The organism is Aeromonas sp. R5-3 (assembly GCF_040908225.1).
In the GTDB taxonomy this organism is placed as follows: domain Bacteria; phylum Pseudomonadota; class Gammaproteobacteria; order Enterobacterales; family Aeromonadaceae; genus Aeromonas; species Aeromonas dhakensis.
Genome location: NZ_JBFODH010000009.1, coordinates 19,624 through 43,432 on the forward strand (window position 1 = coordinate 19,624; position 23,809 = coordinate 43,432).

Below are 23,809 nucleotides of genomic sequence, written 5' to 3' on the forward strand. Positions count from 1 at the left end.
GCTTGGCTCCCGCCCCGGCATGGCTTACCATGGGCACTCATCTTTCAGGATCCCTCTTCCCATGCTGCGACCCCGTTTACCCCAGGCGCTGGGCTGCTCGACCCTGTGCGTGCCCCGCCTGCTGGTCTGGATCTATTAGCTGCGCTCCTCGCGTCATCCCCCCCTATCCATTTGAACGAGGAAACAGCCATGAAACCCTGCCAACACTGGTCGCAGGTCGAGTACCTGCATCTGACGGTGAGCAACCCCAACATCCATCTCAAGGGACGGCACAGCTACTACTCCGGCGCCTGGGACGGCCCCTTTGAAGAGCATGCCGTGCGCTATCTGCACGGCGACCGTTTCAGCCGCAACCCGGAGACCGGCTGGGAGCCGCTCTGGCACATCGATCAGCTCCACATCGGCGACTATGTGCAAATAGCCGCCGGGGTGAAGATCATCATGGGGGGCAACCAGACCCACAACACGGCCTTCATCAGCACCTATCCGTTTTCAGATGTGGAGGCGCTCCGGCGCAGCTACCGCCCGGCCGGCGACACCCGCATCGGCAACGATGTCTGGCTCGGCATGGACGCCATGATCATGCCGGGGGTCACCATCGGCGACGGCGCCATCATAGCGGCACGAGCCCTGGTCAGTCAGGATGTGCCGCCCTATGCCATGGTGGCCGGTACCCCGGCCCGAGTGATCAGGATGCGCTTTGAGAAGGACGAGATTGCCCGTTTGCAGGCGCTGGCCTGGTGGGAGTGGCCAGATGAACAGGTGCAGGCCCTGCTGCCACTGATCCAGCAAGGCGAGGTGGCCCTGCTGGAACAGGCTGCCGCCCGCTGGGACGAGACCCGATCATGATGCAGTGGGGGGCCATGGCCCCCCGCTTTCATCCTGTCGCTCAGTTGTCGCTATCGGGCGGATTGACCCGGCACTGCTTGCCGGGGTAGCCGGGCAGATCGGCCGCCTTGTTGCTGCACGCCAGTCGCTTGGCCTGATAGAGGCGATCCGCCAGGTTGGCGCTGTCGATCGGCAGCCAGCCCATCTGCCGGCCAAGCCAGCTGGCCCAGGCGAACTCGACAAAATAGACCTGCTCCCGCTTGTCGAAATAGCCTGCATCCTGCAGCAACCCGGCCAGGGTGCGATAAGGGTAGTCGGGTAGCAGGTCGATGCGGCTCGGCAACTGCTCCGGCGTGAGAGGCCTCCCCTGCTCGTCCTTGAGCCAGGCCCAATGGTTGCCCTGCATCTGGCTCCAGAAGCTGGCCTTGTCCTGCAGCCTGGCGATCACCTTGACCCGAACCTGCTTCACCCCGAGTTGCCACAGCGCCTTGGTCAGATGGTGTCTGTCCACCAGCCAGTAGCCGCCATCGGGCGCGATGACGATGGGGATCTCTTTCTTTTTCATCACCTTGTCGAGCTGTTTTGCGCTCTTGCCCGCCAGCTCGGCCTGGGTGTTGTCGACCTGGATCTGGCCCACGCCCCCCTGGGTGGGGTGCAGCGCGGCGATGTTTGCCTCGCACCAGCTGCCGACCTGGCTCTGCCGCTCGCACGGCGCCAGCGCCCAGGCCCCCTGACTGATGGCCAGGGCCAACAGGATCCATGTTCTCATCGCTTGCTCCTCTCCCCGGATTGGGGGTCAACGTGGGCGCCAACGTCCCCTGCCGAGGGACTCATGCTGGCGGTCTGACCAGCAAACGGGATATCATGATTTCCCGTCTGTCGGCGATCACTTCTCGCCGAGTTTTCTCCCCGCTTCACACTATTTGAAGGATTAACCATGAAAGGATGGAGTCTCCTGCTGGCCCTGCTGGGCAGTGCCTGTGTCCAGGCTGCCGATGTTCCGCCCGGCACCCAGCTCGCCGCCGAGCAGGCCGTCGTGCGTCATCTGAAAGACGAGCCGGCGAGCCTGAGTCCGCTCAAGCTGGTCGGCCTGCCCGAACTGCAGGTACTGCGGGATCTCTACGAGGGGCTGCTGACCCAGGGGCCGGACGGCAAGGTGCTGCCCGGGGTGGCCGCCAGCTGGGACAACCAGGGCAATCAGCGCTTCACCTTCCATCTGCGCCCGGACGCCCGCTGGTCGAACGGCGATCCCGTGCAGGCCGCCGACTTCGTCTACGGCTGGCGTAAACTGGTCGATCCCAAAGAGGCCGCCACCTTTGCCTGGTTCGCCCAGCTGGCCCGCTTCGACAAGGTGGACGACATAGTGGCCGGCAAGCTGGCCCCCGAGGAACTCGGCGTGAAGGCCCTCGACCAGCATACCCTGCAGGTGACCCTCTCCCAGCCGGTGCCCTACTTCCTGAGCCTGCTGACCCACCCCAGCCTGTCACCGCTGCATCGTGCCAGCATGGAGCAATACGGCAGCCAGTGGACCCAGCCCGGCAAGCTGGTCGGCAACGGGGCCTTCGTGCTGAGTCACCGGGTGGTGAACGAAAAGCTGGAGCTGACCCCCAACCCCTACTACTGGGATCGCGCCCATACCGTGCTGACCAGGGTCACCTTCGTACCCATCAACCAGGAGAGCGCGGCCACCAACCGCTACCTGGCCGGCGACCTGCACATCACCGAGTCCTTCCCCAAGGAGCAGTATCACAAGCTGATGCAGCAGATCCCGGGCGAGGTCTATACCCCGGATCAGCTCGGCACCTACTACTACGCCTTCAACACCCAGCGCGCCCCTCTCAACGATGTGCGGGTGCGCAAGGCGCTCTCCTACACCATCGATCGGGGCCTCATCGCCAACAAGATCCTGGGTACGGGTGAGAAACCAGCCTATCACTTCACCCCGGACGTGGTCGCCGGCTTCGAGCCCAAGGCCAACCTGCTCTCCAGCAGCAGTCAACGGGTCCTCGACGACAAGGCCAGAGCCCTGCTCAAGGAGGCGGGCTACGGCCCGGCCAACCCGCTCAAGCTGACCCTGCTCTACAACACGGCCGAGGTGCACAAGAAGATGGCGCTGGCCATCGCCAACCTGTGGAAACAGAAGCTGGGGGCGCAGGTCGAACTCACCAACCAGGAGTGGAAGAGCTATCTCGACAGCCGCCAGAGCGGCCAGTTCGAGGTGATCCGCTCCTCCTGGGTGGCAGATTACAACGATCCATCTGCCTTCCTCGGCCTGTGGGGCTCCCACCACAGCGGCAACATGGCCCGCTTCGCCAACGCCGGCTACGATGCCCTGCTGGCCAAGGCGGCCAACAGCCAGGATCAACGTGAGCGGGCCCGGCTGTTCGATGAGGCCGAGGCCATACTGCAGGAGGAGGCGCCGATCGCCCCCATCTATCAGTACACCAACGCCCGGCTGATCAAGCCCTGGCTCAAGGGCTACCCCATCAACAACCCGGAAGACGTGGCCTACAGCCGCCAGCTCTACCTGGTCAAGCACTGATCCTGCCCGGGGCCGGCCATGCCGGCCCCAATCTTCTGCCATCGCCCCCTGTTCATGCTCAAGTTTTCGGCATAAAATGCCGCCCTTTCAGGCAACCACCCCCTCAATCACCGGTTTGTTATGCGTTTTGTATTGATGATCTCTCTGCTGCTGACCCTGCCCGCCCAGGCGGCCAGCGAAACACAGTGCCGCCAGGCCTTCACCGAATGGATGCTGGCCCAGCAGCAACAGTTCAGCGACCGCAAGGCCAGCAAGATGGAACGGCGCAGCGCGGAGCGGGCCATCGACCAGGTGCGCAGCGAGTTCTCGAAGCGGGAGAGCTTCTGCCAGGCCATGGAGTGGGTGGAACACAACCGGGATCAGGATCCTCGCTTCACCCCGCGACTGGGGGAGATCCACGACTTCACCCCGCCGACCGACTCGCCGTCATAAAGTCATAAAAAAGCCCCGAACCTGCGTTCGGGGCTTTTTTTCAGAGTAAGGTGGCTGCCGGCATCAATCGACGTAGAAGGTCTGCTGGAAGGTCAGCGTCTGCTGCTGCCCCTCCCCCATGATCTTCAGGGTGAACTGGTAGGTATCCTCGTTGCGATAGGGCAGCACCGCCAGATAGTAGATGGCGTTGCCCTCCTTGACCTCCTGGAAGGTCAGGTTGCGGATGGTGCCAGTGAGGTTCTTGGCCTCGCCGGTGATCCCCACCGCCTGGGCCACCCCCTGCTTGTTCTGCACCGCGATGTTGACGATGCCGTTGTAGCGACTGCGCTCCAGGCCATAGGCCTTGGCCACCTCGGGGGTGAGGAAGCTGGAGTTGAAGGCGCTGTAGTGCACCTGCCAGGGGCCCAGCTCCTTCATCTGTTCGGCCCGCAGGGGCAAGGTCAGCAACAGTGCCAGCAGGCAGCTTATCCAGGCTGTTTTCATGGTGTCATCCTTCTCGTGTTAACCCTGATTGTCCAGCAGGGCACTGACCTCGGCGGGGATCTGCCTGGGCGCCTCAATGGCGACCGTCTTGTGCCGTCCCAGCTCCCCCCGCACGATGCGAACCTGCCCCTTGGCCACCTTGAACTGCTTGGCCAGATACTTGATCAAGTGGCTGTTGGCCTGACCATCCACCGGCGGCGCCGTGATGGCCACTTTCAACTCTTCTCCGTGCAATCCGACGATCTGATCCCGACTCGCCTTGGGCTGGATCATCAGATGCAATACCAGCTCATCCCCTTCCCGCAGGACGGCTGCCATCAAATCATCCACCACAGCTGGCCGAACAGATCCCCCAACAGATAGTTTATGGCCTGCAGCCCGATAAAGGCGACCAGCACGGAGAGATCCAGCCCGCCCAGCGCCGGCAGAATGCGGCGAATGGGAGCCAGGAAGGGCTCGGTCAGCTGGTGCATCACGTACTCGATGGGGTTGCGACCCTGGCTGACCCAGCTCAGGATGGCGCGGATCAGCAGCACCCAGAAGATCATGGAGCCAGCCTTCTTCAGCACGGTGAGGGCGGCAAACAGGCTGAGGGTGAGCCAGTCGGCCAGCAGCACGTTCATGCTCTTGAGCAGCGCCAGCTTGGCGAAGGCGATCAGCAACGCCAGCAGCACCGAGGCCAGATCCAGCCCGCCCAGCCCGGGAATGACCCGGCGCAGCGGCACCACCAGCGGATTGGTCAGCTTGACCACCATCTGGCTCATGGGGTTGTAGAAGTCGGCACGGGCCCACTGCAGCCAGACGCGCAACAGCACCACCATGAGATAGAGGTCAAAAATCGTGTTAATCAGAAAGTAAGCAGTGTTCATCTGGGCTCCAGGTTGCAACTGAGAGTAACGAAAATCGGGTTCAGAACAGGGTTTCCATTTCGCCGGCCCGGGCAACGGCCGCCTGCATGGCGTGTGCAGTCAGCGGCATCAGCCCCTGCTGCTGGAAGGTCTTGATCGCCTCGGCGGTGGTGCCACCCTTGCTGGTCACCTGCTCGCGCAGGGTCTGCAGCGACAGCTCGGGATTCTGCTCGACCATGGCAGCCGCGCCAAGGGCGGTCTGCTGAACCAGCAGGCGGGCCTGCTCGGGGGAGAAGCCCATGGCCTCGGCCTCCTCGGCGATGGCCTGCATGAACAGGAAGAAGTAGGCAGGCGCGCTGCCGGCTGCGGCGATGACGCCGTTGATACCGGACTCCTGCTCCACCCAGAGGGTTTTGCCCACCGCCTGCATCATCTGCTCGGCCAGCTCACGATCGGCCTGCTCGATGCCGGGCGGGGCGTACAGCCCGGTCATGCCCAGCCCCAGCAGAGAGGGGGTGTTCGGCATGGTGCGGATGATCCGGCCGTGGCCGCCCGCCATCTCCGCCAGCCGTGCCACCTTGATGCCGGCGGCGATGGAGATGAGCAGCTTGCCCTCCAGCGTGCCCAGCGCCGTCACCAGCGCGCTCAGCATGGCCGCCATCAGCTGCGGCTTGACCGCCAGCACGATGACTTCGGCCGCCCGGGCCGCCTCGGCGTTGTCCTGGGTGACGCGAATGCCGTAGTCGCCAGCCAGCGCATCCAGCTTGGGCCGACTGGGGTTGGCGGCAATGATCCGGTCAGCCGGGTAGCCCGCCTGAACCAGGCCGGCAATGATGCTGCGGCTCATGTTGCCTGCCCCGATAAAGGCGAGGGTTCTGTACTGCATCAAACACTCCTGTGATCTGAAAAAGGCAGAGCCCGCATGCGCCGCATCACGGGCTCCTTCTCATGAATAGTCGCGGGCACCGAAGATGGCGGTACCGACCCGCACCATGGTGCTGCCGTGGCCGATCGCCAGTTCGAGATCCTCGGTCATCCCCATCGAGAGGGTGTCCACGCCCGGGTATTGTCGCGCAAGCTCGGTGAACAGAGTCTGCATGCGCACCATCTGGGCAGCCAGTACCGCCTCGTCGCTGGTGTGCTCCGGAATGGCCATCAGACCGCGCAGCCGCAGCCGCTCGCACCGGGAGACCAGTTCGGCCAGACGGAAAATCTCTTGTTCCGACGTTCCGGATTTGCTGCTCTCTCCGCTAATATTGATTTGCAGACAGACATTTAGCGGCGCGAGCCCAGCCGGGCGCTGGTTGTTGAGGCGTTCGATCAGCTTCTCTCTGTCCACGCTCTGTACCCAGTCGAACCGCTCGGCCACCAGCTTGGACTTGTTCGATTGCAGCGGGCCGATAAAGTGCCACTCTATGTCTGTACAGCTCCCTTGCTCACGCAGGGTATCTATCTTGGTGGCCGCTTCCTGGGCGTAGGATTCGCCGAAGCGGCGTTGACCGGCGGCATAGGCCTCGCAAACGGCCTCCAGCGGTTTGGTCTTGCTGACCGCCAGCAGCTGGATGTGATCGCCGCGTCGGCCAGCCCGGCTGGCGGCTTGTACAATACGTTCCTTTACCTGAAGCAGGTGCTCGGCAATCTGGCTCATGTTTCGTTCGTGATCTTGTGATGGGAGAATGACAAATCTATGGATATCACAGAGTTATTGGCTTTCAGTGTAAAACATAAAGCCTCGGATCTACACCTCTCGGCCGGGGTTCCCCCGATGATCAGGGTTGATGGCGAGGTTCGCAAGATCAATTTGCCCGCCCTGGAGCACCGGGAAGTACACGCCCTCATCTATGACATCATGAACGACCACCAGCGCAAGGAACTGGAAGAGAACTTCGAGGTGGACTTCTCGTTCGAGGTGCCAAACCTCGCTCGCTTCCGGGTCAACGCCTTCCAGCAGGCGCGCGGCTCCGGCGCGGTATTTCGGACCATCCCCAGCACAGTACTGAGCCTGGAAGATCTTGATGCCCCGGAGATCTTTCGCAAGATTGCCGAATACCCCCGCGGCCTGGTGCTGGTGACCGGTCCGACCGGTTCGGGCAAGTCCACCACCCTGGCGGCCATGGTCAACTACATCAACGAGAACTTTCATCACCACATCCTCACCATCGAAGACCCCATCGAATTCGTGCACGAAAACAAGCGCTGCCTGGTGAACCAGCGGGAAGTCCACCGCGACACCAAGAGCTTCAGCAACGCCTTGCGCTCGGCGCTGCGGGAAGACCCGGACATCATACTGGTGGGTGAAATGCGCGACCTCGAGACCATTCGCCTTGCCATGACCGCGGCCGAGACCGGCCACCTGGTGTTCGGCACTCTGCACACCTCGTCGGCGGCCAAGACCATCGACCGGATCATCGACGTCTTTCCCGGTGCGGAAAAAGACATGGTGCGCTCCATGCTCTCCGAGTCGCTGCGGGCGGTCATCTCCCAGACCCTGCTCAAGCGCATCGGCGGCGGCCGGGTGGCGGCCCACGAGATCATGATGGGTATTCCCGCCGTGCGAAACCTCATCCGGGAGGACAAGATCGCCCAGCTCTACTCGGTGATCCAGACCGGGATGACCCACGGCATGCAGACCATGGATCAGAGCCTCAAGCAGCTGGTGAGTCGCGGCATGGTGGCGGCGCTGGATGCCAAGGCCAAGGCGGTCGATCCCAACACCATCTAACCACGACGAATCTAGGGAAGGAGTCGTTATGAATCTGGATGCCCTGCTGACCGAGCTGGTCGCCCGCAAAGGCTCGGATCTGTTCATCACGGTCGGCACGCCGCCGACCCTCAAGGTCAATGGCCACCTGCAGTCGCTGGCAGCAGCGCCCCTCGACAAGGCAAGAGCACTGGCGCTGGTGAAGGAGACCCTGAACCCGGAGCACTTCGAGCGCTACCTGCGCACCAAGGAGGCCAACTACGCCATCCACCGCGAGGAGCTTGGCCGTTTTCGGGTCAGCGCCTTCTGGCAGCAGGAGCTGCCCGGCATGGTGCTGCGCCGTATCGAGACCCGCATCCCCACCTTCGACGAGCTGGCACTGCCCCCCATCTTGCAGGAGATAGCCCTGGCCAAGCGCGGACTGGTGCTGTTCGTCGGTGCCACCGGCGCCGGCAAATCCACCACCCAGGCGGCCATGATCGGCTATCGCAACCAGCATGTGGACGGCCACATCCTGACGGTGGAAGATCCGGTGGAGTTCGTGCATCAGCACGGCCGCAGCCTGATCACCCAGCGCGAGGTGGGCATAGACACAGCGTCGTTCGACGTGGCGCTGAAAAGTTCGCTGCGCCAGGCCCCTGACGTGATCCTGATCGGCGAAATTCGCAGCCAGGAGACCATGGAGTTTGCCCTGCAGTTTGCCGAGACCGGTCACCTCTGCCTCGCCACCCTGCACGCCAACAATGCCAACCAGGCGCTGGACCGCATCCTGCACCTGGTGCCGCAGGAGAAACACCGTCAGTTCCTGTTTGATCTCTCCTTCAATCTGCGCGCCATCGTGGCCCAGCAACTGCTGCCCAGCCCGGATGGACGGCGTCGTTTTGCCGCCTTCGAGGTGTTGCTCAACACCCCGCTCATCACCGACATCATCCGCAAGGGGGAGATGCACCGCCTCAAGGAGGTGATGACCAAGTCCACCGAACTCGGCATGCAGACCTTCGATCAGGCGCTGTTCGCCCTGTTCTGTGCCGGCCAAATTGGCTACAGTGAGGCCCTTGCCCATGCCGACTCCGCCAACGACCTGCGACTGCTGATCAAGCTGTCGGGCCGAGAGCAGCTGGGTTCAGGCACACTCGACAACGTCACCCTGGATGAATGAGGGGCGTGCGTCACCGCTATAAAGGATCGTTATGCTGATTGTGGTTTCCCCGGCCAAGACGCTGGACTACGAGTCGCCGCTGGTGACTTCCTGTTTCACTCAACCCGAGCTGCTGGACCACTCCGCCGAACTGATCGGCCGCGCCCGCCAGCTGAGCCCGGACCAGATCGCCAGCCTGATGAAGATCAGCGACAAGCTGGCCGGCCTCAACGCCGCCCGTTTTGCCGACTGGCAACCTGATTTCACCCCGGCCAACGCCCGTCAGGCACTGCTGGCCTTCAAGGGGGATGTTTACACGGGGCTGGCGGTGGAGGATTTCAGCGAGGCGGACCTCGACTTCGCCCAGGCCCACCTGCGCATGCTCTCTGGTCTCTACGGGGTGCTGCGTCCACTCGATCTGATGATGCCCTACCGACTGGAGATGGGCATTCGGCTCGACAACGCGCGCGGCAAGGATCTCTACCAGTTCTGGGGCGACATCATCACCGAACACCTGAACAAGGCTCTGGCCGCCCAGGGGGACGAGGTGCTGATCAACCTCGCCTCCGACGAGTACTTCAAGTCGGTACGCCCCAAGGCCCTGCAGGGGCGCATCATCACGCCAGTGTTCAAGGACGAGAAGAACGGCCAGTTCAAGATCATCAGCTTCTACGCCAAGAAGGCACGCGGCATGATGGCCCGTCACATCATCAAGCACAGACTCACCAAGGTGGAGCAGCTGACCGGATTCAATGCCGACGGCTACTACTTCGTACCGGAAGAGTCCGACGCCAACACCCTGATGTTCAAACGCGCTGAAAATTAATTACGACCCGAGGGAACCAATTTCAGGATCCTCCAGTCTGAATAGGTGAATCCTCTGTTGTAAGCACTTTTTATTGGCCGACGTTTATGCGTCGGCTTTTTTCTGCCCGACATCCGACCCATCAAACGCCAAAAAGCACAACGGCCATCCGGGGATGGCCGTTGTGGCGGGCAGGCTTACTTCTTTTTCTTCTTGGCAGACTTCTTCTTGTCGTCCTTCGGCTTTTTCTTCTTCACCGGCACCCGCGCCTCCTTGTGCTTGGGACGCAGCTCGTCGATCACCCGGCGCTTGAGGCGCTCTTCGGTGTAGCGTTCGATCTTGGCCACCATGGCCATGTCGTGGGCCTCCACCAGGCTGATGGCGCAACCGCGGTTGCCGGCGCGGCCGGTACGGCCGATACGGTGAACGTAAACATCGGCGCCGTAAGGCATGTCGTAGTTGATGACGTGGCTGACATTCGGCAGGTCGATGCCGCGGGCGGCAACGTCGGTGGCGATAAGGAAGGGCACCTCCCCTTCATGGAACTTGCGGATCGACTCGATGCGCTTGGCCTGCTCCATCTCGCCACGGATCCAGGCGCAGGGCACGCCCGCCGCCTGCAGCTGGCCGGAGAGCTCCGCCAGCCGCTCGCGGGTCTTGACGAAGATGATGGCCTTCTGGGTTTCCGGGTTCTTCAGGATGTGCACCAGCAGGGCCAGCTTGTGGGCTGCGTCGTCGGCCAGGTGAACCCACTGGGTGATCGGGCGACGCTCGCTGCGCGGCGGCTCGGCGTGCAGCTCCACCGGGTCCTTGAGGATCTCGCTGGCGAACTTCTCGAGGCCTGCCCCTTCCAGGGTGGCGGAGAAGAGCATGGTGTGCTTGCGATAGCGCGCCTCTTCGACGATGCGGTTCACGTCCTTGATGAAGCCCATGTCCAGCATGCGGTCCGCTTCATCCAGCACCAGCACCTCGATGTCGTGGCTCTCGAACTCCTCTTTCTCGATGTACTCGAGCAGACGGCCCGGGGTGGCCACCACTATGTCGGTGGTCTTGGTCAGGGCCGGCAACTGCTCTTCGTGGCTGACGCCGCCGATGATGGTCTCGATGCTGAGATTGGTGTGGGCCGCCAGCGCCTTGGCGTGAGCGGTCACCTGCAGCGCCAGCTCGCGGGTCGGGGTCAGCACCAGCATGCGGCAGGGGCCAGGCTTGCGGCGTGGGAAGTCCAGCAGATGCTGGAGCGCCGGCAACAGGAAGGCGGCGGTCTTGCCGGTACCGGTCGGGGCGGATGCCAGAATATCGCGGCCGTCCAGGGCTGGCTCCAGCACCATCTGCTGGATGGTGGTGGGGCGGGTGAAACCCATCTCGGCCAAGGCCCGGTTGAGGGCTGGATTCAGGTCGAAATCATCAAAGGACTGGCTCATGGCAATACTCGGTCATTAAGGAAACGGCAGATTATAGGCGATTATGTCGTCGGCTCCTATGGTGACTGTGCCTTAGCCGCTATAATCGCCGACCATTTTCTGCGAGGCGGGTACAGGACGGGAGTCGGATGGCACGAAACAGCGGTTTTACCTTCAAACAGTTTCACGTCGAGCACGATCGCTGCGCCATGAAGGTGGGCACCGACGGCATTCTGCTGGGCGCCTGGGCACCGCTCGGCAAGGCTCGCCGGATCCTCGACATTGGCACCGGCAGCGGCCTCATCGCCCTGATGCTGGCCCAACGCAGCCACGCCGACTGTCGCATCGATGCGGTGGAGCTGGATAAGCATGCGGCGCAGCAGGCCCGCGAGAACGCGGCCGCCTCCCCCTGGCCGCTGCGGGTCACCATCATAGAGAGCGCCATTCAGGGGTATCAGGCCGACCCTTACGATCTCATCGTCGCCAACCCCCCCTACTTCGTGGCGGGCCAGTCATTTCGCGATCCGGCCAGGGCGATGGCCCGCCATACCGGCGCCCTCGACAGCCATGCTCTGCTGGCCGCCTGCGACCGCTTGCTGGCCCCCGATGGCCAGGTCGCACTGGTCGTGCCGACGGCCATGGCCGATGAAATTTTATGCATTTCGGCGGATTTTGATCTGCATGCCGTTTGTTATACAGCTGTTATCACCAGGGCTGGAAAAGAGGCAAATCGTGTTTTATTGCTACTTGGCAGAGGATTAAACAGGTGTGATAGGGGTGAAATTGTGATCCATTCTGCTGAGGGAACCTATTCCGACAGATATATCCAACTGACCAGCCCCTTCTATTTGAAGATGTAAATTTCGTCTTGAACTATTTTTTCACGCCATTATGCTGACTCCTAAACGAGCGCCCGCTCCAGACCAGCTCAAACCACTGGTTGCGATGAAAAAACAAGCGGGGCTCATTTTTTTTACCCCTGAACAACGCCGGTCACCGACCAATAAAAAACTATAACAAGCAATAGTTTACAAGACAGACGAGGTTGAACTTGACGAAATCACTCACATTGTCCGACGTGCTCGGACTGGGCTTCATGACCTTCGCGTTCTATCTGGGCGCCGGTAACATCATCTTCCCGCCGCTGGCCGGCTACATGGCGGGTGAGCACCTCTCTCTGGCCATGCTGGGCTTCCTGGTGACCGCCGTGGGTCTGCCCCTCATCACCATCATTGCCGTCGCCAAGGCCGGCAACGGCTGGGCCGGCATGACCAAGCTGCTGCCGGCCGGCGTGGCCACCGCACTGGCCGTCGCCATCTACATCATCATTGGCCCGGCCTTCGCCGCCCCCCGTACCGGTCTGGTGGCCTACGAGATGGGCCTCAAACCCTTCATCGGCGACATGGGCCAAGCCGGCCTGTTTGCCTACACGGTGCTGTTCTTCGGGGTGGCCATTCTGGTCTCCCTGAACCAGGGCAAGCTGATGGACGCCATCGGCAAATACCTGACTCCGCTGCTGATGCTGTTGCTGCTGACCCTGGCCATCGGTGTATTCGTGGCGCCGCAAGGCTCCATGCCCGTCTCTTCCGGTGACTATCAGAATGGCCCCTTCGTGAAAGGGATCCTGGAAGGCTACAACACTATGGACACCCTGGCGTCCCTGATGTTCGGCGCCCTGATCGTCGACCTGCTGCGCCAGAAAGGCATCCAGGACTACCGTAGCCAGTTCAAGTACCTGGCCATCGCCGGCATCATCTCCGCCATCGGCCTCTCCGTGGTCTATGTCTCCCTGTTCCAGCTGGGCAATACGGCTGCCGGCGTCGCCACCGACGTCAGCAACGGCGGCGCCATCGTCAACGCCTACGTACTGAGCCTGTTCGGCCAGCCGGGTCAGTTCATCCTGGCCGCCATCATCACCCTGGCCTGCTTCACCACCGCCGTGGGTCTGATCTCCGCCTGCTCGGACTTCTTCCACAACCTCACCGGCATGAGCTACAAGAAGCTGGTGGTCTTGCTGGGCGTCATCTGCGCCGTGGTGGCCAACGTGGGTCTGAGCCAGCTCATCAGCCTCTCCATCCCGGTACTGGTCGCCATCTACCCGGTGGCCGTAGCGCTGGTACTGGTTACCTTCCTGAAGGGTTACTTCGGTCGCCCGCGCCTGGTGTTCCGTGGCGTGTTGATGGTTGCCTTCCTGTTTGGCTGCCTGGACGGCCTGGGTGCCGCCGGCATGAAGATGGATGCCTTCGCCTTCCTGCCGCTGTTCGACAAGGGCCTGGCCTGGTTGCTGCCGACCCTGCTGGCCTGTGGCCTCGGGATGCTGGTACGTTCCGGCGAGAAACTGGCTGCCGAAGCCGCCTGATTTCGCTCCCGCCCATGTCAAAGAGCCTGCCTTGTGCAGGCTCTTTTGTTTGTGTGCCATCTCGCCCGGCATGGTTTCCTGCCGGCTATGCCATGCTGACCTCCCCTTTCCCGCTCCGCCCTCTCGCTTCCGCCAACTGCAGTTCTATCGGTGATTTATTCTGGCCAACTAAATTGTTTCAAGATATTAATGTGTGATTGAGATCAAATATCTCTTCTTTATGCTCAAGATGGTACTCCTGTGACGATCTTCCGATGGCACAGGAGAGGGAAGCATTGTTATCCGGTTATCTGCCAGGCAGTGGGTGCAATCAACAAGAACAAGCTGATAAGGCAGATGAGGTCAGGTTTGACGAAATCACTGAAGTTGTCCGACATATTCGGACTGGGTTTTATGACGTTTGCGTTCTATCTGGGGGCAGGCAACATCATTTTTCCACCGCTGGCCGGCTTCATGGCCGGTGAGCATCTGCTGGCCGCCATGGTCGGTTTTCTGCTGACGGCGGTGGGCCTGCCCCTGCTGACCCTGGTCGCCGTTGCCAGAGGCAGCGCCGGACAGGGCAGCAGTGGCTGGACGGCGATGACCCGCCATCTGCCGACCTGGGCAGCCACGGCGCTGGCCATTGCCATCTACATCATCATGGGGCCGGCCTTCGCCACCCCCCGTACCGGCCTGGTGGCTTATGAAATGGGGCTCAAACCCTGGCTGGGTGACGCCGGCCAGCACGGTCTGCTGCTCTACAGCCTGCTCTTCTTCACACTGGTGATCCTGGTATCGCTGAACCGAGGCAGACTGCTGGATGCGGTGGGCAAATACATGACCCCTGTCTTGATGGTGATGCTGCTGATCCTGGCGGTCGGGGTCCTGGTTGACCCGCAAGGCACCCAGCCAGAGGCCAGTGGCGACTATATGGATACGCCGCTCATCAAGGGCATGCTGGAGGGGTACAACACCATGGATACCCTCGGCTCCCTGATGTTTGGCGCCCTCATCATCGGCCTGCTGCAACGCAGGGGGATCGAAGACTACCCGAGCCAGTTCAAGTACCTGACCATCGCAGGGCTCATCTCGGCGGTTGGTCTCTCGGCGGTCTACATCTCCCTGTTCTACCTCGGCAACAGCGCAGCAGGCGTGGTGACCAGCGTCGACAATGGCGGCGCCATCGTCAACGCCTACGTGCTGAGCCTGTTTGGCCACTCCGGTCAGTTAATCCTGGCCGCCATCATTACCCTGGCCTGCTTCACCAGCGCGGTCGGCCTGCTCTGCGCCAGCGCCGACTACTTCCACGGTCTGGCCGGCTGGACATACCGCAAGTGGGTACTGCTGATGGGATGCGTCTCCATCCTGGTGGCCAACGTCGGGCTGAGCCAGCTCATCAGCCTCTCCATTCCGATCCTGGTCGCCATCTATCCGGTCGCCATCGCGCTGGTGCTGGTCACCTTTGCACAGGGCCGTTTCGGTCGACCACGGCTGGCGTTTCGCGCCGTGCTGTTGGTGGCTTTTCTGTTCGGCTGCCTGGACGGGCTGGGCGCTGCCGGCATGCAGATGGATGCGTTCGCCTTCCTGCCGCTGTTCGACAAGGGGCTGGCCTGGTTGCTGCCGACCTTGCTGACCTGCGGCCTCGGCATGCTGCAGCGCCCCCGCGAGGCGCTGGCGGCAGAAGCCGCTTGACCCGTCAGCCAATAACGAAAGAGGCCAGCATCAGCTGGCCTCTTTCGTTGGGCGGGGTCTGCCGTTACAGCAGCGGATCCGGTTTGGGTTTGCCGGCCAGTCCGTACCAGTGGGTCTCCACTCGCCCGGCATGCCACTCAAAGGTTCCCCAGGGCTGTGCTGCCTGCCAACGCGGAAAATTCACGAGCACCCGGTTGTCTTCGTACTTGTAGAGCGAGGTGGTGATCTCGATGTCAGAGAGGATAAGCAGCAGGGCCCAGCCGATGAAGAACCATTTCAGCGCTTTCCACATAGGGTTACTCGAAGCAGATTTCGATGGTTGCCCGACCGTAATCTGATTCAAACGGCATCATGATCTTGGTGCCGTCGGCACGATGGGTGATGGTGTGGTTGAGACCGGAGACGATGATGGGAGTCGCCATGTCGAATTCATACCCCTTCTCCCCCAGCATGCGCTTGGCACCGCCGGTCACCATGTTGGTGATCTCGCCCACCATGTCGGTCACCTCTTCATTGATGGTGGCCGGCGCCTCGCCCAGCATGCGGCGCATGATCTCCAGTGCCAGCCCCTTCTCGAAACTGATGGAGAGGGATCCCCGGGTCTGCGGGCCGACCATGCCGATGAGGCCGGAGACATCACCGCGCGCCAGCTCGTCCATCTTGCGCTTGGGTTTGCCCGGCTTGAGCTCAAGCTGTGCCATGGTGGAGAGCACATTGAGCAGGGAGAGCAGGAACGGGTTTACAAAATCAGCCTTCATGTTGACTTCCTACAGTGGGCGTACAGCGAGCACATTGGCCATGTGCCTCAATCGTCTTATTGGTAATAGTAAAGCCATGCAACTTGGCTTGCTCGGAAAACGCGCCATCGATCGCCGGATCATGCAGCTCAACCACCTCGCCGCACTGGTCACAGATGAGCAACTGCATCGGGTGGGCATGGTCGAAGTGACAGCAGAATATGAAGGCGTTGAGCGACTCCACCTTGTGGGCAAAACCCTGTTCGAGCAGAAAATCGAGCGCCCGATAAACGGTCGGCGGCTTGGCGTGGGCCTCTGTCTGTTGCAACTGGGCCAACAAATCATAGGCGCTGATGGCATTGCCATGGGCAGCCAGCAGCCTGAACACCTGACGTCGGGTAGGGGTGAAGCGGATCCCGCGTTGTTCGCAGAGTCGTTCGGCTCGTTGTAAAAGTTGGTCTTGATTCATGATCACGCAATTACCCTTTTTATTAGCCGGATACTATCACAGGGCCCCCTTTGGCGCGGTGACAAAATTCATTTTCTGGGGCTGCCTCACGTTGTGGTAAAATCCGCCCCCTTTGTTTAGCCAACCCGGATGATTTTTATGCAGGCGCAGCGTTTTTCCATCGCCCCCATGCTGGACTGGACCGATCGGCATTGCCGTTATTTCCATCGTCTGATGACTCGCCAGACCTTGCTCTATACCGAGATGGTGACCACCGGCGCCATCATCCACGGCAAGGGGGATTACCTGGGATACAGCGAGCAGGAACATCCCATCTCCCTGCAACTGGGTGGCAGCAATCCGGCCGATCTCGCACGCTGCGCCAAGCTGGCCGAGGAGCGTGGCTATGACGAGGTGAACATCAACGTTGGCTGCCCCTCCGATCGGGTACAGAACGGCCGCTTCGGCGCCTGCCTGATGGGCGAGCCAGCACTGGTGGCCGACTGCGTCAAGGCGATGCGCGATCTGGTCGACATTCCGGTGACGGTGAAGACCCGCATCGGCATCGACGATCAGGACTCCTATGAATTTCTGCAGGCCTTCATCGAGCAGGTGCGCGACGCCGGTTGCGATACCTTCATCGTCCATGCCCGCAAGGCCTGGCTGAGCGGTCTGAGCCCCAAGGAGAACCGTGAGATCCCGCCGCTCGACTATCCCCGCGTCTACCGGGTCAAACAGGATTACCCGGATCTCACCATCGCCATCAACGGCGGCGTCACCTCCCTGGAGCAGACCCTCGAGCACCTGCAGCACCTAGATGGCGTCATGATGGGGCGCGAGGCCTATCAGAACCCCTACATTCTGGCGCAGGTGGACAATCTAGTATTCGGCCAGAACAACGCCGTGCCGAGTCGCCACGAGGTGGTGCGGATGATGCTGCCCTATATCGAACAGGAGCTGGCCAAGGGCAACTATCTCTCCCACATGACCCGCCACATGCTGGGGCTGTTCCAGAACATGCAGGGGGCTCGCGCCTGGCGCCGTCACCTGAGCGAAAATGCCTGCAAGCCAGGAGCAGATATCCAGGTGGTGCTGGATGCCATGGCCAAGGTGCCGGAATTCGCCGCCACCGAAGCGGCGGAGTAACCATGTACCGCTTCACCGGTTCCTGGCTGCACAAGGCCATCGTCCGACTCTGCGCCGGTCTGCTCGCCATCCTGGGCGTCAAGATCAGCGCCTTCTACTTCATAGGCCTGCTCATCGTGCTGGGGTTGCATCGGGACCAGCTGCTCGGCTGAACTCACCCCGCATCGACCAATAAAAAACCGGCAACACTCAGTGTTGCCGGTTTTTTTATTGTCTCTTCAGCCTCGCTAATCGCCTTTGTCCACGAACTGCAGCTCGGGCGCTCTGGAGGTCAGCACATCGGCGCAGTAATCCCAGGTCGAGATGCGATAGTGCTGCAGATCCTCATCCAGATGCAGGCCGTCCGACTCCTGATGGAACCAGCTGGCAAACCGGGACGGGGTGATGAGCTGGATCTGCTCCTCGATGGCATGACTATCCTTGCCCTCGGCCAGATCGCAATCCTCCATGACCCGCACCGCGAAGATATGCCGGAAATAGACCCGGCACAGGATCTGCGGCGGCAGATCGATGCTGCGAGCCCTGCCCAGCATGATGGTGAGGGAATCGCTCCAGATATCCTGATGAAGTTCGGCCACGACCAGGCCCGGGGGGAGTTGGCGGGACGGAGCCCAAGGTACGGCAACCTGCCGAATGGCATTTTTCTGTTCCATCATCCACCTCACTACAGCGCACGCCATATCTTGAGTGTATCTGAAACAATTTCCGCTGACGATGGCAATAAAAAACCCGGCTGGCGCCGGGTTTTGGGGGATTACTTGACGGCGTCTTTGAGCGCCTTGCCTGCCACAAAGGACGGCACATTCGCGGCTGCAATCTGGATCTCTTTACCAGTTTGCGGATTGCGACCGGTACGGCCAGCGCGATGGTTCACCTTGAAGGTACCAAAACCCACCAACTGCACAGCATCACCTTCTTTCAGGCTCTGGGTAATACCATTGATGATCTCTTCCAGAGCAACTTTGGCCTGAGCTTTGCTCAGATCTGCTTTGGCTGCAATTGCATCGACAAGTTGAGCTTTGTTCATAACATTTCCTTTATGATCGGGCATTTAGCACCGGGCCACTCTATTCAAAAAAAAACACTCAGGCAAAGGCTTTATCAGCCGGATTGGCTTGAATGCTGGGGTTTTCATCAAGATCTGCGGAAATAGTCACATATCTCGCCCCTTCGTGATCGTAATTGACGGGAAGAGGAGAGCAAATGATGGCGCCTTGTAATCAAAACACCACCCGGTGTAACAATATCCCCATGCCCCTATTGACGGTCAACCGGATTTTCCCTAGTTATAGGAAGGTGTCGTCAGTCCATAAAAAGGCCGGAGGCCTGTCACGATAGCACTCCATGCCTATGCCCCACGGAGGGAGTATGTTAACTGAACTGGAACAAACCAAACGCGCATTGGCAGGAAAGCACAGAGCTATCGATGACTGGCTGGACGCCAGACAGGCACTGCTGGTCGAGTACATGCGCCTCGCCGGCTTGAAACCCACCCGCAACAGCAAGCAGCGCTCGCTCCCGGGCCATGTGGAACTGCAAAGTTTCTGCGAGCAGCTGGTCGACTACGTCAGCGCCGGCCACTTCGAGATCTACCACCATGTGGTGACCGCTTTCGAACAGGCCAGCGGCGACAAGCTGGAGCTGGCCAAGCGCATCTACCCCCATATCCGCGCCTGCACCGAGTTCGCGCTGGAGTTCAACGACAAGTACAGCAACGCGGACGAGGCCCAGATGCTGCTGCTGGATGAAGACTTGAACCAGCTGGGCCCCGTGCTGGAAGATCGTTTCAAGCAGGAAGATCGGTTGATCAAGGCACTGCAGGTAGTAGAGTCACTCAGCGCCCAGCAGGTTTGATATCCAATTTCGGAGCCAGTTCAAGATCCTGATGTGCAAGGTGCATTACACTCTATGTCATGACCTCTAGCACCCGTACCTATTGCTGACAGGAGATGAGAATGTCCGAGCGTCGCCGTTTTTCACGGATCCTTTACTTGACCATGGCCGATCTCGTCCAGGGCGATAAAAAATGGCGGACCCAGCTGGTCGATATTTCCCTGCAGGGCGCCCTGCTGATCCGGCCCGATGACTGGGAAAGCAATGACGACAAAGAGTACTCACTCAGCTTCGTGCTGAGCGGCAGTGACATCGAGATCAAGATGCAGGTCATGCTGACCCATGAAGCCAGCAAGAAGCTTGGGTTCTACTGCCACCATATCGATATCGACAGCGCCACCCATCTCAAGCGGATGATCGAACTCAACGTCGGCGATGAAGAGTTGCTGCACCGGGAGCTGGAACAGCTGCTGAGCGAGCATCTCGAGCACCCTCACCCCTGAGCCACTGCCCCTATCACCCAATAAAAAGGAGCGCCCATTGCGCTCCTTTTTATTGCCCGTCTGCGAACCCTGTTCTGCTTACAGCGCCTCCAGCGCATCAGCCAGCTTCTTGACCGGCACCACTTCCATGCCCTCGATGGGATGCTTGGGCGCGTTGGCATGCGGCACTATGGCCCGGCGGAAGCCATGCTTGGCGGCCTCCTGCAACCGCTCCTGGCCGGAGGGTACGGGCCGGATCTCGCCGGACAGCCCCACCTCGCCGAACACCACCAGATCCTTGGGCAGGGAGTGATCGCGAAAACTGGAGACCATGGCCAGCAACAGGGCCAGATCCGCACTGGTCTCCTCTACCTTGACCCCGCCGACCACGTTGATGAAGACATCCTGATCCGCCATCTGCAACCCGCCGTGGCGATGCAGCACTGCCAGCAGCATGGCGAGCCGGTTGTGATCCATCCCCACCGCCACCCGGCGTGGATTGGAGAGCTGGGAGTAGTCCACCAGCGCCTGCAACTCCACCAGCAGCGGACGCGTGCCCTCCCAGATCACCATCACGATGGAGCCGGGCGCCTGCTCTTCACCGCGGCTGAGGAAGATGGCGGAAGGGTTGCTCACTTCCCGCATCCCCTGCCCGGTCATGGCGAAAACCCCCAGCTCGTTGACCGCCCCGAAGCGGTTCTTGTGGGAGCGCAGGGTGCGAAAGCGGGAGTCGTGGCTGCCGTCGAGCAGCACGGAACAGTCGATGCAGTGCTCCAGCACCTTGGGACCGGCCAGGGTGCCATCCTTGGTCACGTGGCCCACCATGAAGATGGCAACGTGATTCTGCTTGGCATAGCGGGTCAGCAGGGCCGCCGCTTCCCGCACCTGGGAGACGGACCCCGGCGCTGACTGCACATCCGCCACATGCATAACCTGGATGGAGTCGATGACCATGATCTGTGGCTGCTCCTGCTGGGCAATCAGGCAGATCTGCTCGACCGAGGTCTCCGACAGCATGCGCAGCTTGTCGGTGGGCAGGCCGAGGCGCGAGGCCCGCATCGCCACCTGCTGCAACGACTCCTCACCGGTGACGTACAGAGTCTTCATCCGTTCGGCCAGGCCACACATGGTCTGCAGCAACAAGGTCGACTTGCCCGCCCCCGGGTTGCCACCGATCAGGATGGCCGACCCCGGCACCACGCCGCCGCCAAGCACCCGATCCAGCTCCTTGAAGCCGGAAGAGAAACGGGGGATTTCGGTGGTGGCGATCTCCGCCAGCGTCTGGACCTGGCTGCCGACGGCGCCGGCATAGCCGCTATAGCGGGCACTCTTGCCCGGGGTCACCGAGCCGAGGCGCACCTCGCTGATGGTGTTCCACTCCTTGCACTCACTGCACTGGCCCTGCCAGCGTGTGAAGTCGGCGCCACATTCGGTACAAACATAGGCAGTTTTGTTTTTGGCCATGGATAACTCGGGGACAGGATGAATTCCTGCTTGATATACTTGTTTGCGACCGACAGATCAAACCCAGAATCGGAAAAGTGACTTTCCGTGGCAGGAACACATGGAATCAGAACAACAACAGCACCTGATTGAACAACTTATTCCTCTGCTCAGAGAAAAGGATTTCGATGACATCTTCAATCGCCTGACCCAGGACGAGAACAGCAACAGCCGTTTTCTGATCAAGATGGAGCTCAAACGCAAATGCACCCCCTGCCGCCGGGTCATCGACATGCGCGACGAGCTGGGCGATGAGTGCCTGGTGCACGAGTTCGAAGGGATCACCCATTTCATGCCAGCCGAGGCCATCGGCCTGTTCCAGTCCCAGTGCTACCTCTACAAGGATGACTACACCCTGGGGGTCTACGAGGCGCTGCAATACTGGCAAAAATACCAGCATGGCAAGAGCGATGGCCAACTCCAGCCCCCCGTCAGCCCGTTTCGCCAGTACGACGTCAATCCCATCTCCTTTGCCAGCTACTATGGCCGGCGCCAGGAGCGGATGCACTTCAGCTCCCCCGTGGTGATCAAGTTCGCCGATGGCGACAAGCTGTTCGCCAAGAGTTCCGATCTCTCTCTGGGCGGGATCCGGGTTTCGGTGCCCTATCTGCCCAACTACCAGACCGGCGCTCAGGTCGAGGTGTTCTTCACCGGGCTGGAGCGGGATCACCCCAACCCCGTCCTGCACCATTCGGTCAGCTACCAGATCCTCGGGGAAGAGAGCAAGGAGGGGAAATACTGGCTCAGGCTGATCAAGACCGGCGAACACCCGGCCTTCGACCAGTTTCTGAACGATTTCATCGAGAGCAACAAGAGCCGCTACCGGGTCAGCGTCGACTACCTGCTCTCCGCCGCCATCATCAAGGGGTATGAGCAGTTCTACCTGCCACGCATGACCGGCATGCCGCTGTTCTTCGGCTCGGGCGACAGCCCCAGCCTCGAGATCGCCCTGCGCACCGAGAACAACCAGCACATCCTGGAGTATTGGCGCGACGCCAAGAACCGCGACATGCTCGCCAGCCTGTTCTCGGCCACCCGCATGCAGGCCCTGTTGCCGGCGAAGGGAGAATTGAAAGAGACCCTGATCTACTGCTTTACCCACTCGGTGCGCAGCCACCTCTACTTCTTCTCCGCCACCCGGGAAGAGCTGCTGCAAAGCGGCCTGATGTCGCTCTTCTTCCAGGTGGGAGCCCGTCGCCCCAGCTGGCGCGTCTACAAGTTCAGTCTGGAGCGCTGCGATCTGCACGAGGCCGATCTGGCCAGTCAGCAGGGCAAGGAGAGCCCCCAGCTGCAGGACATGCTGCTGCAGGAGCGGCTCAAGCAGATAAGCTACGTCGGTCTGCTGCAGCAAGTCGGCCTCGACAGCCAACGGGAAGAGTTCCAGTTCGACGCCTCCAGCCAGCACAACGCCAACGAGCTGCAACGCTTCGGTCACGACAGCAGTGCCGCCCCCTTCGAGATCGAGACGTTGCACTATGTCCAGCTGCGCAAGGAGGCTCGCTACATCCACAAAACCGCCGTCGCCATCAAGCACAATGGCAGGGCCTGGCTCGGCTGGACCCGCGACATCTCGGCCCACGGCATGCAAATCGAGCTGGAAGAGCCGTTCGAGGGAGCGAAGGACGATATAGTCACCATCGCCCTGCCGCGCCTGCAGGAACTCTCCAAGAGCATGGATCTGCAACGCCTCCCCTACCGGCTGGTCAGCATCAACCTGACCCGCACCGTGCTGCACCTGTGCATTGAGGGGGATCCCGAGCGCCACACCGGCCGCCAGTTCTTCAAGCTGCTGATCGAAAGCAACCAGAACAAGCTCAAAGCGGCCCAGGAGCAGCGCCGTTATCGCGGCATGGCGCGGGCACTGCGCAACATCTATACCCACCACATCTTCTGCACCCCGGTCTACATCAACAAGCTCAAGGGTGCGCCCAAGCCGGCCTCGGTCGGTCACGCACCACAGCCGCGCAGCCTGTCGCGGCTGCTCAAGGCCTGTGCCGAGCAGGGCGATCAGGACAACCTCTACCCGCTGTTCCAGGGGGAGTTGCTCAAGCAGCTCATCATGAACCCGCTGCGGGCCATCGAGCGCGAGGATCAACCGCAGGAGGAGGAGGTCTATATCGCCAGTCTGCAGACGGCGACCGGCCTGCCCATCTTCACCAGCAGGCTCGCCAGCAGCTTCCAGAACGTGGCGGAGAAGCGCAGCTTCATCGAGCAGGCGCTGCGCCAGGGGGAGTTCTACTCGGTGCTAGTCGGCATCTCCCGTACCGGTCGCCCCGATACCAACTTCATCGCCAACGAGCTGGACTACATCGCCAAGTTCGCCATTCACAAGGCCAAGAAGCTGGAAGAGGAGCTGTGGAGCGTGGTGGGGGTTGGCGAGCTGACCGATACCAGCCAGGCAACGCTGTTCCGGCTCGGCATCACGGCGCCCATCAAGTAAAGAAGAGGGCGCC

Annotated in this window: 27 protein-coding genes; 14 read left to right on the forward strand and 13 right to left on the reverse strand. The window is 61.1% G+C overall.

The features are described from left to right. The first annotated feature begins 189 nt into the window (after positions 1–189). Complete coding sequence (locus AB5Y95_RS04160; protein ID WP_368159570.1) at positions 190–849, forward strand: CatB-related O-acetyltransferase; 660 nt, start codon at positions 190–192, stop codon at positions 847–849. A 40-nt stretch (positions 850–889) separates the two neighbouring features. On the opposite strand, the gene AB5Y95_RS04165 is transcribed toward AB5Y95_RS04160, so the two are convergent. Continuing rightward, on the reverse strand, positions 890–1,597 hold the full coding sequence (locus AB5Y95_RS04165) for a ParB-like protein (protein WP_368159572.1): 708 nt from the start codon (positions 1,595–1,597) through the stop codon (positions 890–892). A 168-nt stretch (positions 1,598–1,765) separates the two neighbouring features. On the opposite strand from AB5Y95_RS04165, the gene AB5Y95_RS04170 reads away from it, so the two are divergent. Both AB5Y95_RS04170 and AB5Y95_RS04175 read left to right on the forward strand, forming a co-directional pair. Further along, positions 1,766–3,370: an ABC transporter substrate-binding protein gene (locus AB5Y95_RS04170; protein WP_368159574.1), complete on the forward strand. Its 1,605-nt coding sequence runs from the start codon at positions 1,766–1,768 to the stop codon at positions 3,368–3,370. A gap of 120 nt (positions 3,371–3,490) precedes the next feature. Continuing rightward, complete coding sequence (locus tag AB5Y95_RS04175) at positions 3,491–3,802, forward strand: hypothetical protein (protein ID WP_005304992.1); 312 nt, start codon at positions 3,491–3,493, stop codon at positions 3,800–3,802. A 63-nt stretch (positions 3,803–3,865) separates the two neighbouring features. Here AB5Y95_RS04175 and AB5Y95_RS04180 read toward each other — a convergent pair whose 3' ends face one another. Genes AB5Y95_RS04180 through AB5Y95_RS04200 form a run of 5 tightly spaced genes read right to left on the reverse strand, consistent with a single transcriptional unit; the run spans position 3,866 to position 6,781 of the window. Continuing rightward, positions 3,866–4,285, reverse strand: coding sequence for a DUF4426 domain-containing protein (locus AB5Y95_RS04180; RefSeq protein ID WP_005304995.1), 420 nt, complete (start codon positions 4,283–4,285; stop codon positions 3,866–3,868). Positions 4,286–4,303: 18 nt separating this feature from the next. Beyond that, positions 4,304–4,603: a DUF167 family protein YggU gene (yggU, locus tag AB5Y95_RS04185; RefSeq protein WP_005304998.1), complete on the reverse strand. Its 300-nt coding sequence runs from the start codon at positions 4,601–4,603 to the stop codon at positions 4,304–4,306. After that, on the reverse strand, positions 4,603–5,154 hold the full coding sequence (locus AB5Y95_RS04190; RefSeq protein ID WP_005305000.1) for a YggT family protein: 552 nt from the start codon (positions 5,152–5,154) through the stop codon (positions 4,603–4,605). Before AB5Y95_RS04190 ends, yggU begins: the two co-directional genes overlap by 1 nt. Before the next feature lie 40 nt (positions 5,155–5,194). Beyond that, entirely contained in the window at positions 5,195–6,019 is an 825-nt protein-coding gene (gene proC / locus AB5Y95_RS04195) for a pyrroline-5-carboxylate reductase (protein WP_005305003.1), read from the reverse strand. A 60-nt stretch (positions 6,020–6,079) separates the two neighbouring features. Then, positions 6,080–6,781 (reverse strand): YggS family pyridoxal phosphate-dependent enzyme, encoded by a 702-nt coding sequence (locus AB5Y95_RS04200; RefSeq protein ID WP_368159577.1) that lies wholly within the window; start codon positions 6,779–6,781, stop codon positions 6,080–6,082. Positions 6,782–6,820: 39 nt separating this feature from the next. On the opposite strand from AB5Y95_RS04200, the gene tapT reads away from it, so the two are divergent. From tapT to yaaA, 3 genes are read left to right on the forward strand one after another with little or no spacing between them, the layout of a single operon-like run. Continuing rightward, positions 6,821–7,855: a type IVa pilus ATPase TapT gene (tapT, locus tag AB5Y95_RS04205; protein ID WP_005305010.1), complete on the forward strand. Its 1,035-nt coding sequence runs from the start codon at positions 6,821–6,823 to the stop codon at positions 7,853–7,855. A gap of 28 nt (positions 7,856–7,883) precedes the next feature. Next, positions 7,884–8,993, forward strand: a complete 1,110-nt coding sequence (gene tapU, locus AB5Y95_RS04210) for a type IVa pilus ATPase TapU (RefSeq protein WP_042007909.1) — start codon at positions 7,884–7,886, stop codon at positions 8,991–8,993. 31 nt (positions 8,994–9,024) lie between these two features. After that, positions 9,025–9,798, forward strand: coding sequence for a peroxide stress protein YaaA (gene yaaA / locus AB5Y95_RS04215; RefSeq protein ID WP_329271456.1), 774 nt, complete (start codon positions 9,025–9,027; stop codon positions 9,796–9,798). 176 nt (positions 9,799–9,974) lie between these two features. Here the strand turns inward: yaaA and srmB are convergent, their stop codons facing one another. Continuing rightward, positions 9,975–11,198: an ATP-dependent RNA helicase SrmB gene (gene srmB, locus AB5Y95_RS04220; protein WP_017783071.1), complete on the reverse strand. Its 1,224-nt coding sequence runs from the start codon at positions 11,196–11,198 to the stop codon at positions 9,975–9,977. A gap of 128 nt (positions 11,199–11,326) precedes the next feature. On the opposite strand from srmB, the gene AB5Y95_RS04225 reads away from it, so the two are divergent. From AB5Y95_RS04225 to brnQ (AB5Y95_RS04235), 3 genes are all read left to right on the forward strand, one after another. Continuing rightward, complete coding sequence (locus tag AB5Y95_RS04225) at positions 11,327–12,037, forward strand: tRNA1(Val) (adenine(37)-N6)-methyltransferase (protein WP_005305026.1); 711 nt, start codon at positions 11,327–11,329, stop codon at positions 12,035–12,037. A gap of 191 nt (positions 12,038–12,228) precedes the next feature. Then, positions 12,229–13,536, forward strand: coding sequence for a branched-chain amino acid transport system II carrier protein (gene brnQ / locus AB5Y95_RS04230; protein ID WP_005305030.1), 1,308 nt, complete (start codon positions 12,229–12,231; stop codon positions 13,534–13,536). A 393-nt stretch (positions 13,537–13,929) separates the two neighbouring features. After that, positions 13,930–15,207 carry a branched-chain amino acid transport system II carrier protein gene (gene brnQ, locus AB5Y95_RS04235; RefSeq protein WP_026141441.1) on the forward strand — a complete coding sequence of 426 codons (1,278 nt, stop codon included), beginning with the start codon at positions 13,930–13,932 and terminating at the stop codon, positions 15,205–15,207. Between the two features lie 64 nt (positions 15,208–15,271). On the opposite strand, the gene AB5Y95_RS04240 is transcribed toward brnQ (AB5Y95_RS04235), so the two are convergent. Genes AB5Y95_RS04240 through zur form a run of 3 tightly spaced genes read right to left on the reverse strand, consistent with a single transcriptional unit; the run spans position 15,272 to position 16,413 of the window. Then, positions 15,272–15,499 (reverse strand): hypothetical protein, encoded by a 228-nt coding sequence (locus AB5Y95_RS04240; protein ID WP_005305036.1) that lies wholly within the window; start codon positions 15,497–15,499, stop codon positions 15,272–15,274. Positions 15,500–15,503: 4 nt separating this feature from the next. Then, positions 15,504–15,965 carry a chemotaxis protein CheX gene (locus tag AB5Y95_RS04245; RefSeq protein WP_005305039.1) on the reverse strand — a complete coding sequence of 154 codons (462 nt, stop codon included), beginning with the start codon at positions 15,963–15,965 and terminating at the stop codon, positions 15,504–15,506. After that, positions 15,955–16,413, reverse strand: a complete 459-nt coding sequence (gene zur, locus AB5Y95_RS04250) for a zinc uptake transcriptional repressor Zur (protein WP_005305041.1) — start codon at positions 16,411–16,413, stop codon at positions 15,955–15,957. The genes AB5Y95_RS04245 and zur overlap by 11 nt, the downstream gene beginning before the upstream one ends. 138 nt (positions 16,414–16,551) lie before the next feature. Here zur and dusA point away from each other — a divergent pair, with 138 nt between their 5' ends. Together dusA and AB5Y95_RS04260 are read left to right on the forward strand one after the other, a co-directional pair. Next, positions 16,552–17,538 (forward strand): tRNA dihydrouridine(20/20a) synthase DusA, encoded by a 987-nt coding sequence (gene dusA, locus AB5Y95_RS04255; protein ID WP_024943335.1) that lies wholly within the window; start codon positions 16,552–16,554, stop codon positions 17,536–17,538. Positions 17,539–17,540: 2 nt separating this feature from the next. Next, entirely contained in the window at positions 17,541–17,690 is a 150-nt protein-coding gene (locus tag AB5Y95_RS04260) for a hypothetical protein (RefSeq protein WP_010636149.1), read from the forward strand. A 75-nt stretch (positions 17,691–17,765) separates the two neighbouring features. Here the strand turns inward: AB5Y95_RS04260 and AB5Y95_RS04265 are convergent, their stop codons facing one another. Together AB5Y95_RS04265 and hupA are read right to left on the reverse strand one after the other, a co-directional pair. Beyond that, complete coding sequence (locus AB5Y95_RS04265; protein ID WP_010636148.1) at positions 17,766–18,191, reverse strand: hypothetical protein; 426 nt, start codon at positions 18,189–18,191, stop codon at positions 17,766–17,768. A gap of 101 nt (positions 18,192–18,292) precedes the next feature. Then, positions 18,293–18,565: a nucleoid-associated protein HU-alpha gene (gene hupA, locus AB5Y95_RS04270; RefSeq protein WP_005305063.1), complete on the reverse strand. Its 273-nt coding sequence runs from the start codon at positions 18,563–18,565 to the stop codon at positions 18,293–18,295. Positions 18,566–18,906: 341 nt separating this feature from the next. Between hupA and AB5Y95_RS04275 the strand changes: the two genes are divergently transcribed. Together AB5Y95_RS04275 and AB5Y95_RS04280 are read left to right on the forward strand one after the other, a co-directional pair. Beyond that, positions 18,907–19,392 carry an Rsd/AlgQ family anti-sigma factor gene (locus AB5Y95_RS04275; protein WP_005305066.1) on the forward strand — a complete coding sequence of 162 codons (486 nt, stop codon included), beginning with the start codon at positions 18,907–18,909 and terminating at the stop codon, positions 19,390–19,392. A 101-nt stretch (positions 19,393–19,493) separates the two neighbouring features. Beyond that, complete coding sequence (locus tag AB5Y95_RS04280) at positions 19,494–19,874, forward strand: PilZ domain-containing protein (RefSeq protein ID WP_005305070.1); 381 nt, start codon at positions 19,494–19,496, stop codon at positions 19,872–19,874. Positions 19,875–19,952: 78 nt separating this feature from the next. Here the strand turns inward: AB5Y95_RS04280 and radA are convergent, their stop codons facing one another. After that, complete coding sequence (radA, locus tag AB5Y95_RS04285; protein ID WP_005305075.1) at positions 19,953–21,317, reverse strand: DNA repair protein RadA; 1,365 nt, start codon at positions 21,315–21,317, stop codon at positions 19,953–19,955. A gap of 100 nt (positions 21,318–21,417) precedes the next feature. On the opposite strand from radA, the gene AB5Y95_RS04290 reads away from it, so the two are divergent. Continuing rightward, complete coding sequence (locus AB5Y95_RS04290; RefSeq protein WP_368159583.1) at positions 21,418–23,796, forward strand: PilZ domain-containing protein; 2,379 nt, start codon at positions 21,418–21,420, stop codon at positions 23,794–23,796. The last annotated feature ends 13 nt before the right edge of the window (positions 23,797–23,809 follow it).

Bases quoted from the DNA above. Each gene is read 5' to 3' on its own strand.
- srmB (WP_017783071.1), bottom strand. From the start codon at position 11,198: ATGAGCCAGTCCTTTGATGATTTCGACCTGAATCCAGCCCTCAACCGG.
- yggU (WP_005304998.1), bottom strand. From the start codon at position 4,603: ATGGCAGCCGTCCTGCGGGAAGGGGATGAGCTGGTATTGCATCTGATG.
- AB5Y95_RS04245 (WP_005305039.1), bottom strand. From the start codon at position 15,965: ATGAAGGCTGATTTTGTAAACCCGTTCCTGCTCTCCCTGCTCAATGTG.
- brnQ (WP_026141441.1), top strand. From the start codon at position 13,930: ATGACGTTTGCGTTCTATCTGGGGGCAGGCAACATCATTTTTCCACCG.
- hupA (WP_005305063.1), bottom strand. From the start codon at position 18,565: ATGAACAAAGCTCAACTTGTCGATGCAATTGCAGCCAAAGCAGATCTG.
- AB5Y95_RS04175 (WP_005304992.1), top strand. From the start codon at position 3,491: ATGCGTTTTGTATTGATGATCTCTCTGCTGCTGACCCTGCCCGCCCAG.
- AB5Y95_RS04240 (WP_005305036.1), bottom strand. From the start codon at position 15,499: ATGTGGAAAGCGCTGAAATGGTTCTTCATCGGCTGGGCCCTGCTGCTT.
- AB5Y95_RS04260 (WP_010636149.1), top strand. From the start codon at position 17,541: ATGTACCGCTTCACCGGTTCCTGGCTGCACAAGGCCATCGTCCGACTC.
- tapU (WP_042007909.1), top strand. From the start codon at position 7,884: ATGAATCTGGATGCCCTGCTGACCGAGCTGGTCGCCCGCAAAGGCTCG.
- AB5Y95_RS04170 (WP_368159574.1), top strand. From the start codon at position 1,766: ATGAAAGGATGGAGTCTCCTGCTGGCCCTGCTGGGCAGTGCCTGTGTC.
- AB5Y95_RS04180 (WP_005304995.1), bottom strand. From the start codon at position 4,285: ATGAAAACAGCCTGGATAAGCTGCCTGCTGGCACTGTTGCTGACCTTG.
- AB5Y95_RS04200 (WP_368159577.1), bottom strand. From the start codon at position 6,781: ATGAGCCAGATTGCCGAGCACCTGCTTCAGGTAAAGGAACGTATTGTA.
- dusA (WP_024943335.1), top strand. From the start codon at position 16,552: ATGCAGGCGCAGCGTTTTTCCATCGCCCCCATGCTGGACTGGACCGAT.
- radA (WP_005305075.1), bottom strand. From the start codon at position 21,317: ATGGCCAAAAACAAAACTGCCTATGTTTGTACCGAATGTGGCGCCGAC.
- AB5Y95_RS04265 (WP_010636148.1), bottom strand. From the start codon at position 18,191: ATGGAACAGAAAAATGCCATTCGGCAGGTTGCCGTACCTTGGGCTCCG.
- zur (WP_005305041.1), bottom strand. From the start codon at position 16,413: ATGAATCAAGACCAACTTTTACAACGAGCCGAACGACTCTGCGAACAA.
- AB5Y95_RS04280 (WP_005305070.1), top strand. From the start codon at position 19,494: ATGTCCGAGCGTCGCCGTTTTTCACGGATCCTTTACTTGACCATGGCC.
- AB5Y95_RS04275 (WP_005305066.1), top strand. From the start codon at position 18,907: ATGTTAACTGAACTGGAACAAACCAAACGCGCATTGGCAGGAAAGCAC.
- tapT (WP_005305010.1), top strand. From the start codon at position 6,821: ATGGATATCACAGAGTTATTGGCTTTCAGTGTAAAACATAAAGCCTCG.
- proC (WP_005305003.1), bottom strand. From the start codon at position 6,019: ATGCAGTACAGAACCCTCGCCTTTATCGGGGCAGGCAACATGAGCCGC.
- AB5Y95_RS04225 (WP_005305026.1), top strand. From the start codon at position 11,327: ATGGCACGAAACAGCGGTTTTACCTTCAAACAGTTTCACGTCGAGCAC.
- AB5Y95_RS04290 (WP_368159583.1), top strand. From the start codon at position 21,418: ATGGAATCAGAACAACAACAGCACCTGATTGAACAACTTATTCCTCTG.
- AB5Y95_RS04190 (WP_005305000.1), bottom strand. From the start codon at position 5,154: ATGAACACTGCTTACTTTCTGATTAACACGATTTTTGACCTCTATCTC.
- AB5Y95_RS04160 (WP_368159570.1), top strand. From the start codon at position 190: ATGAAACCCTGCCAACACTGGTCGCAGGTCGAGTACCTGCATCTGACG.
- yaaA (WP_329271456.1), top strand. From the start codon at position 9,025: ATGCTGATTGTGGTTTCCCCGGCCAAGACGCTGGACTACGAGTCGCCG.
- AB5Y95_RS04165 (WP_368159572.1), bottom strand. From the start codon at position 1,597: ATGAGAACATGGATCCTGTTGGCCCTGGCCATCAGTCAGGGGGCCTGG.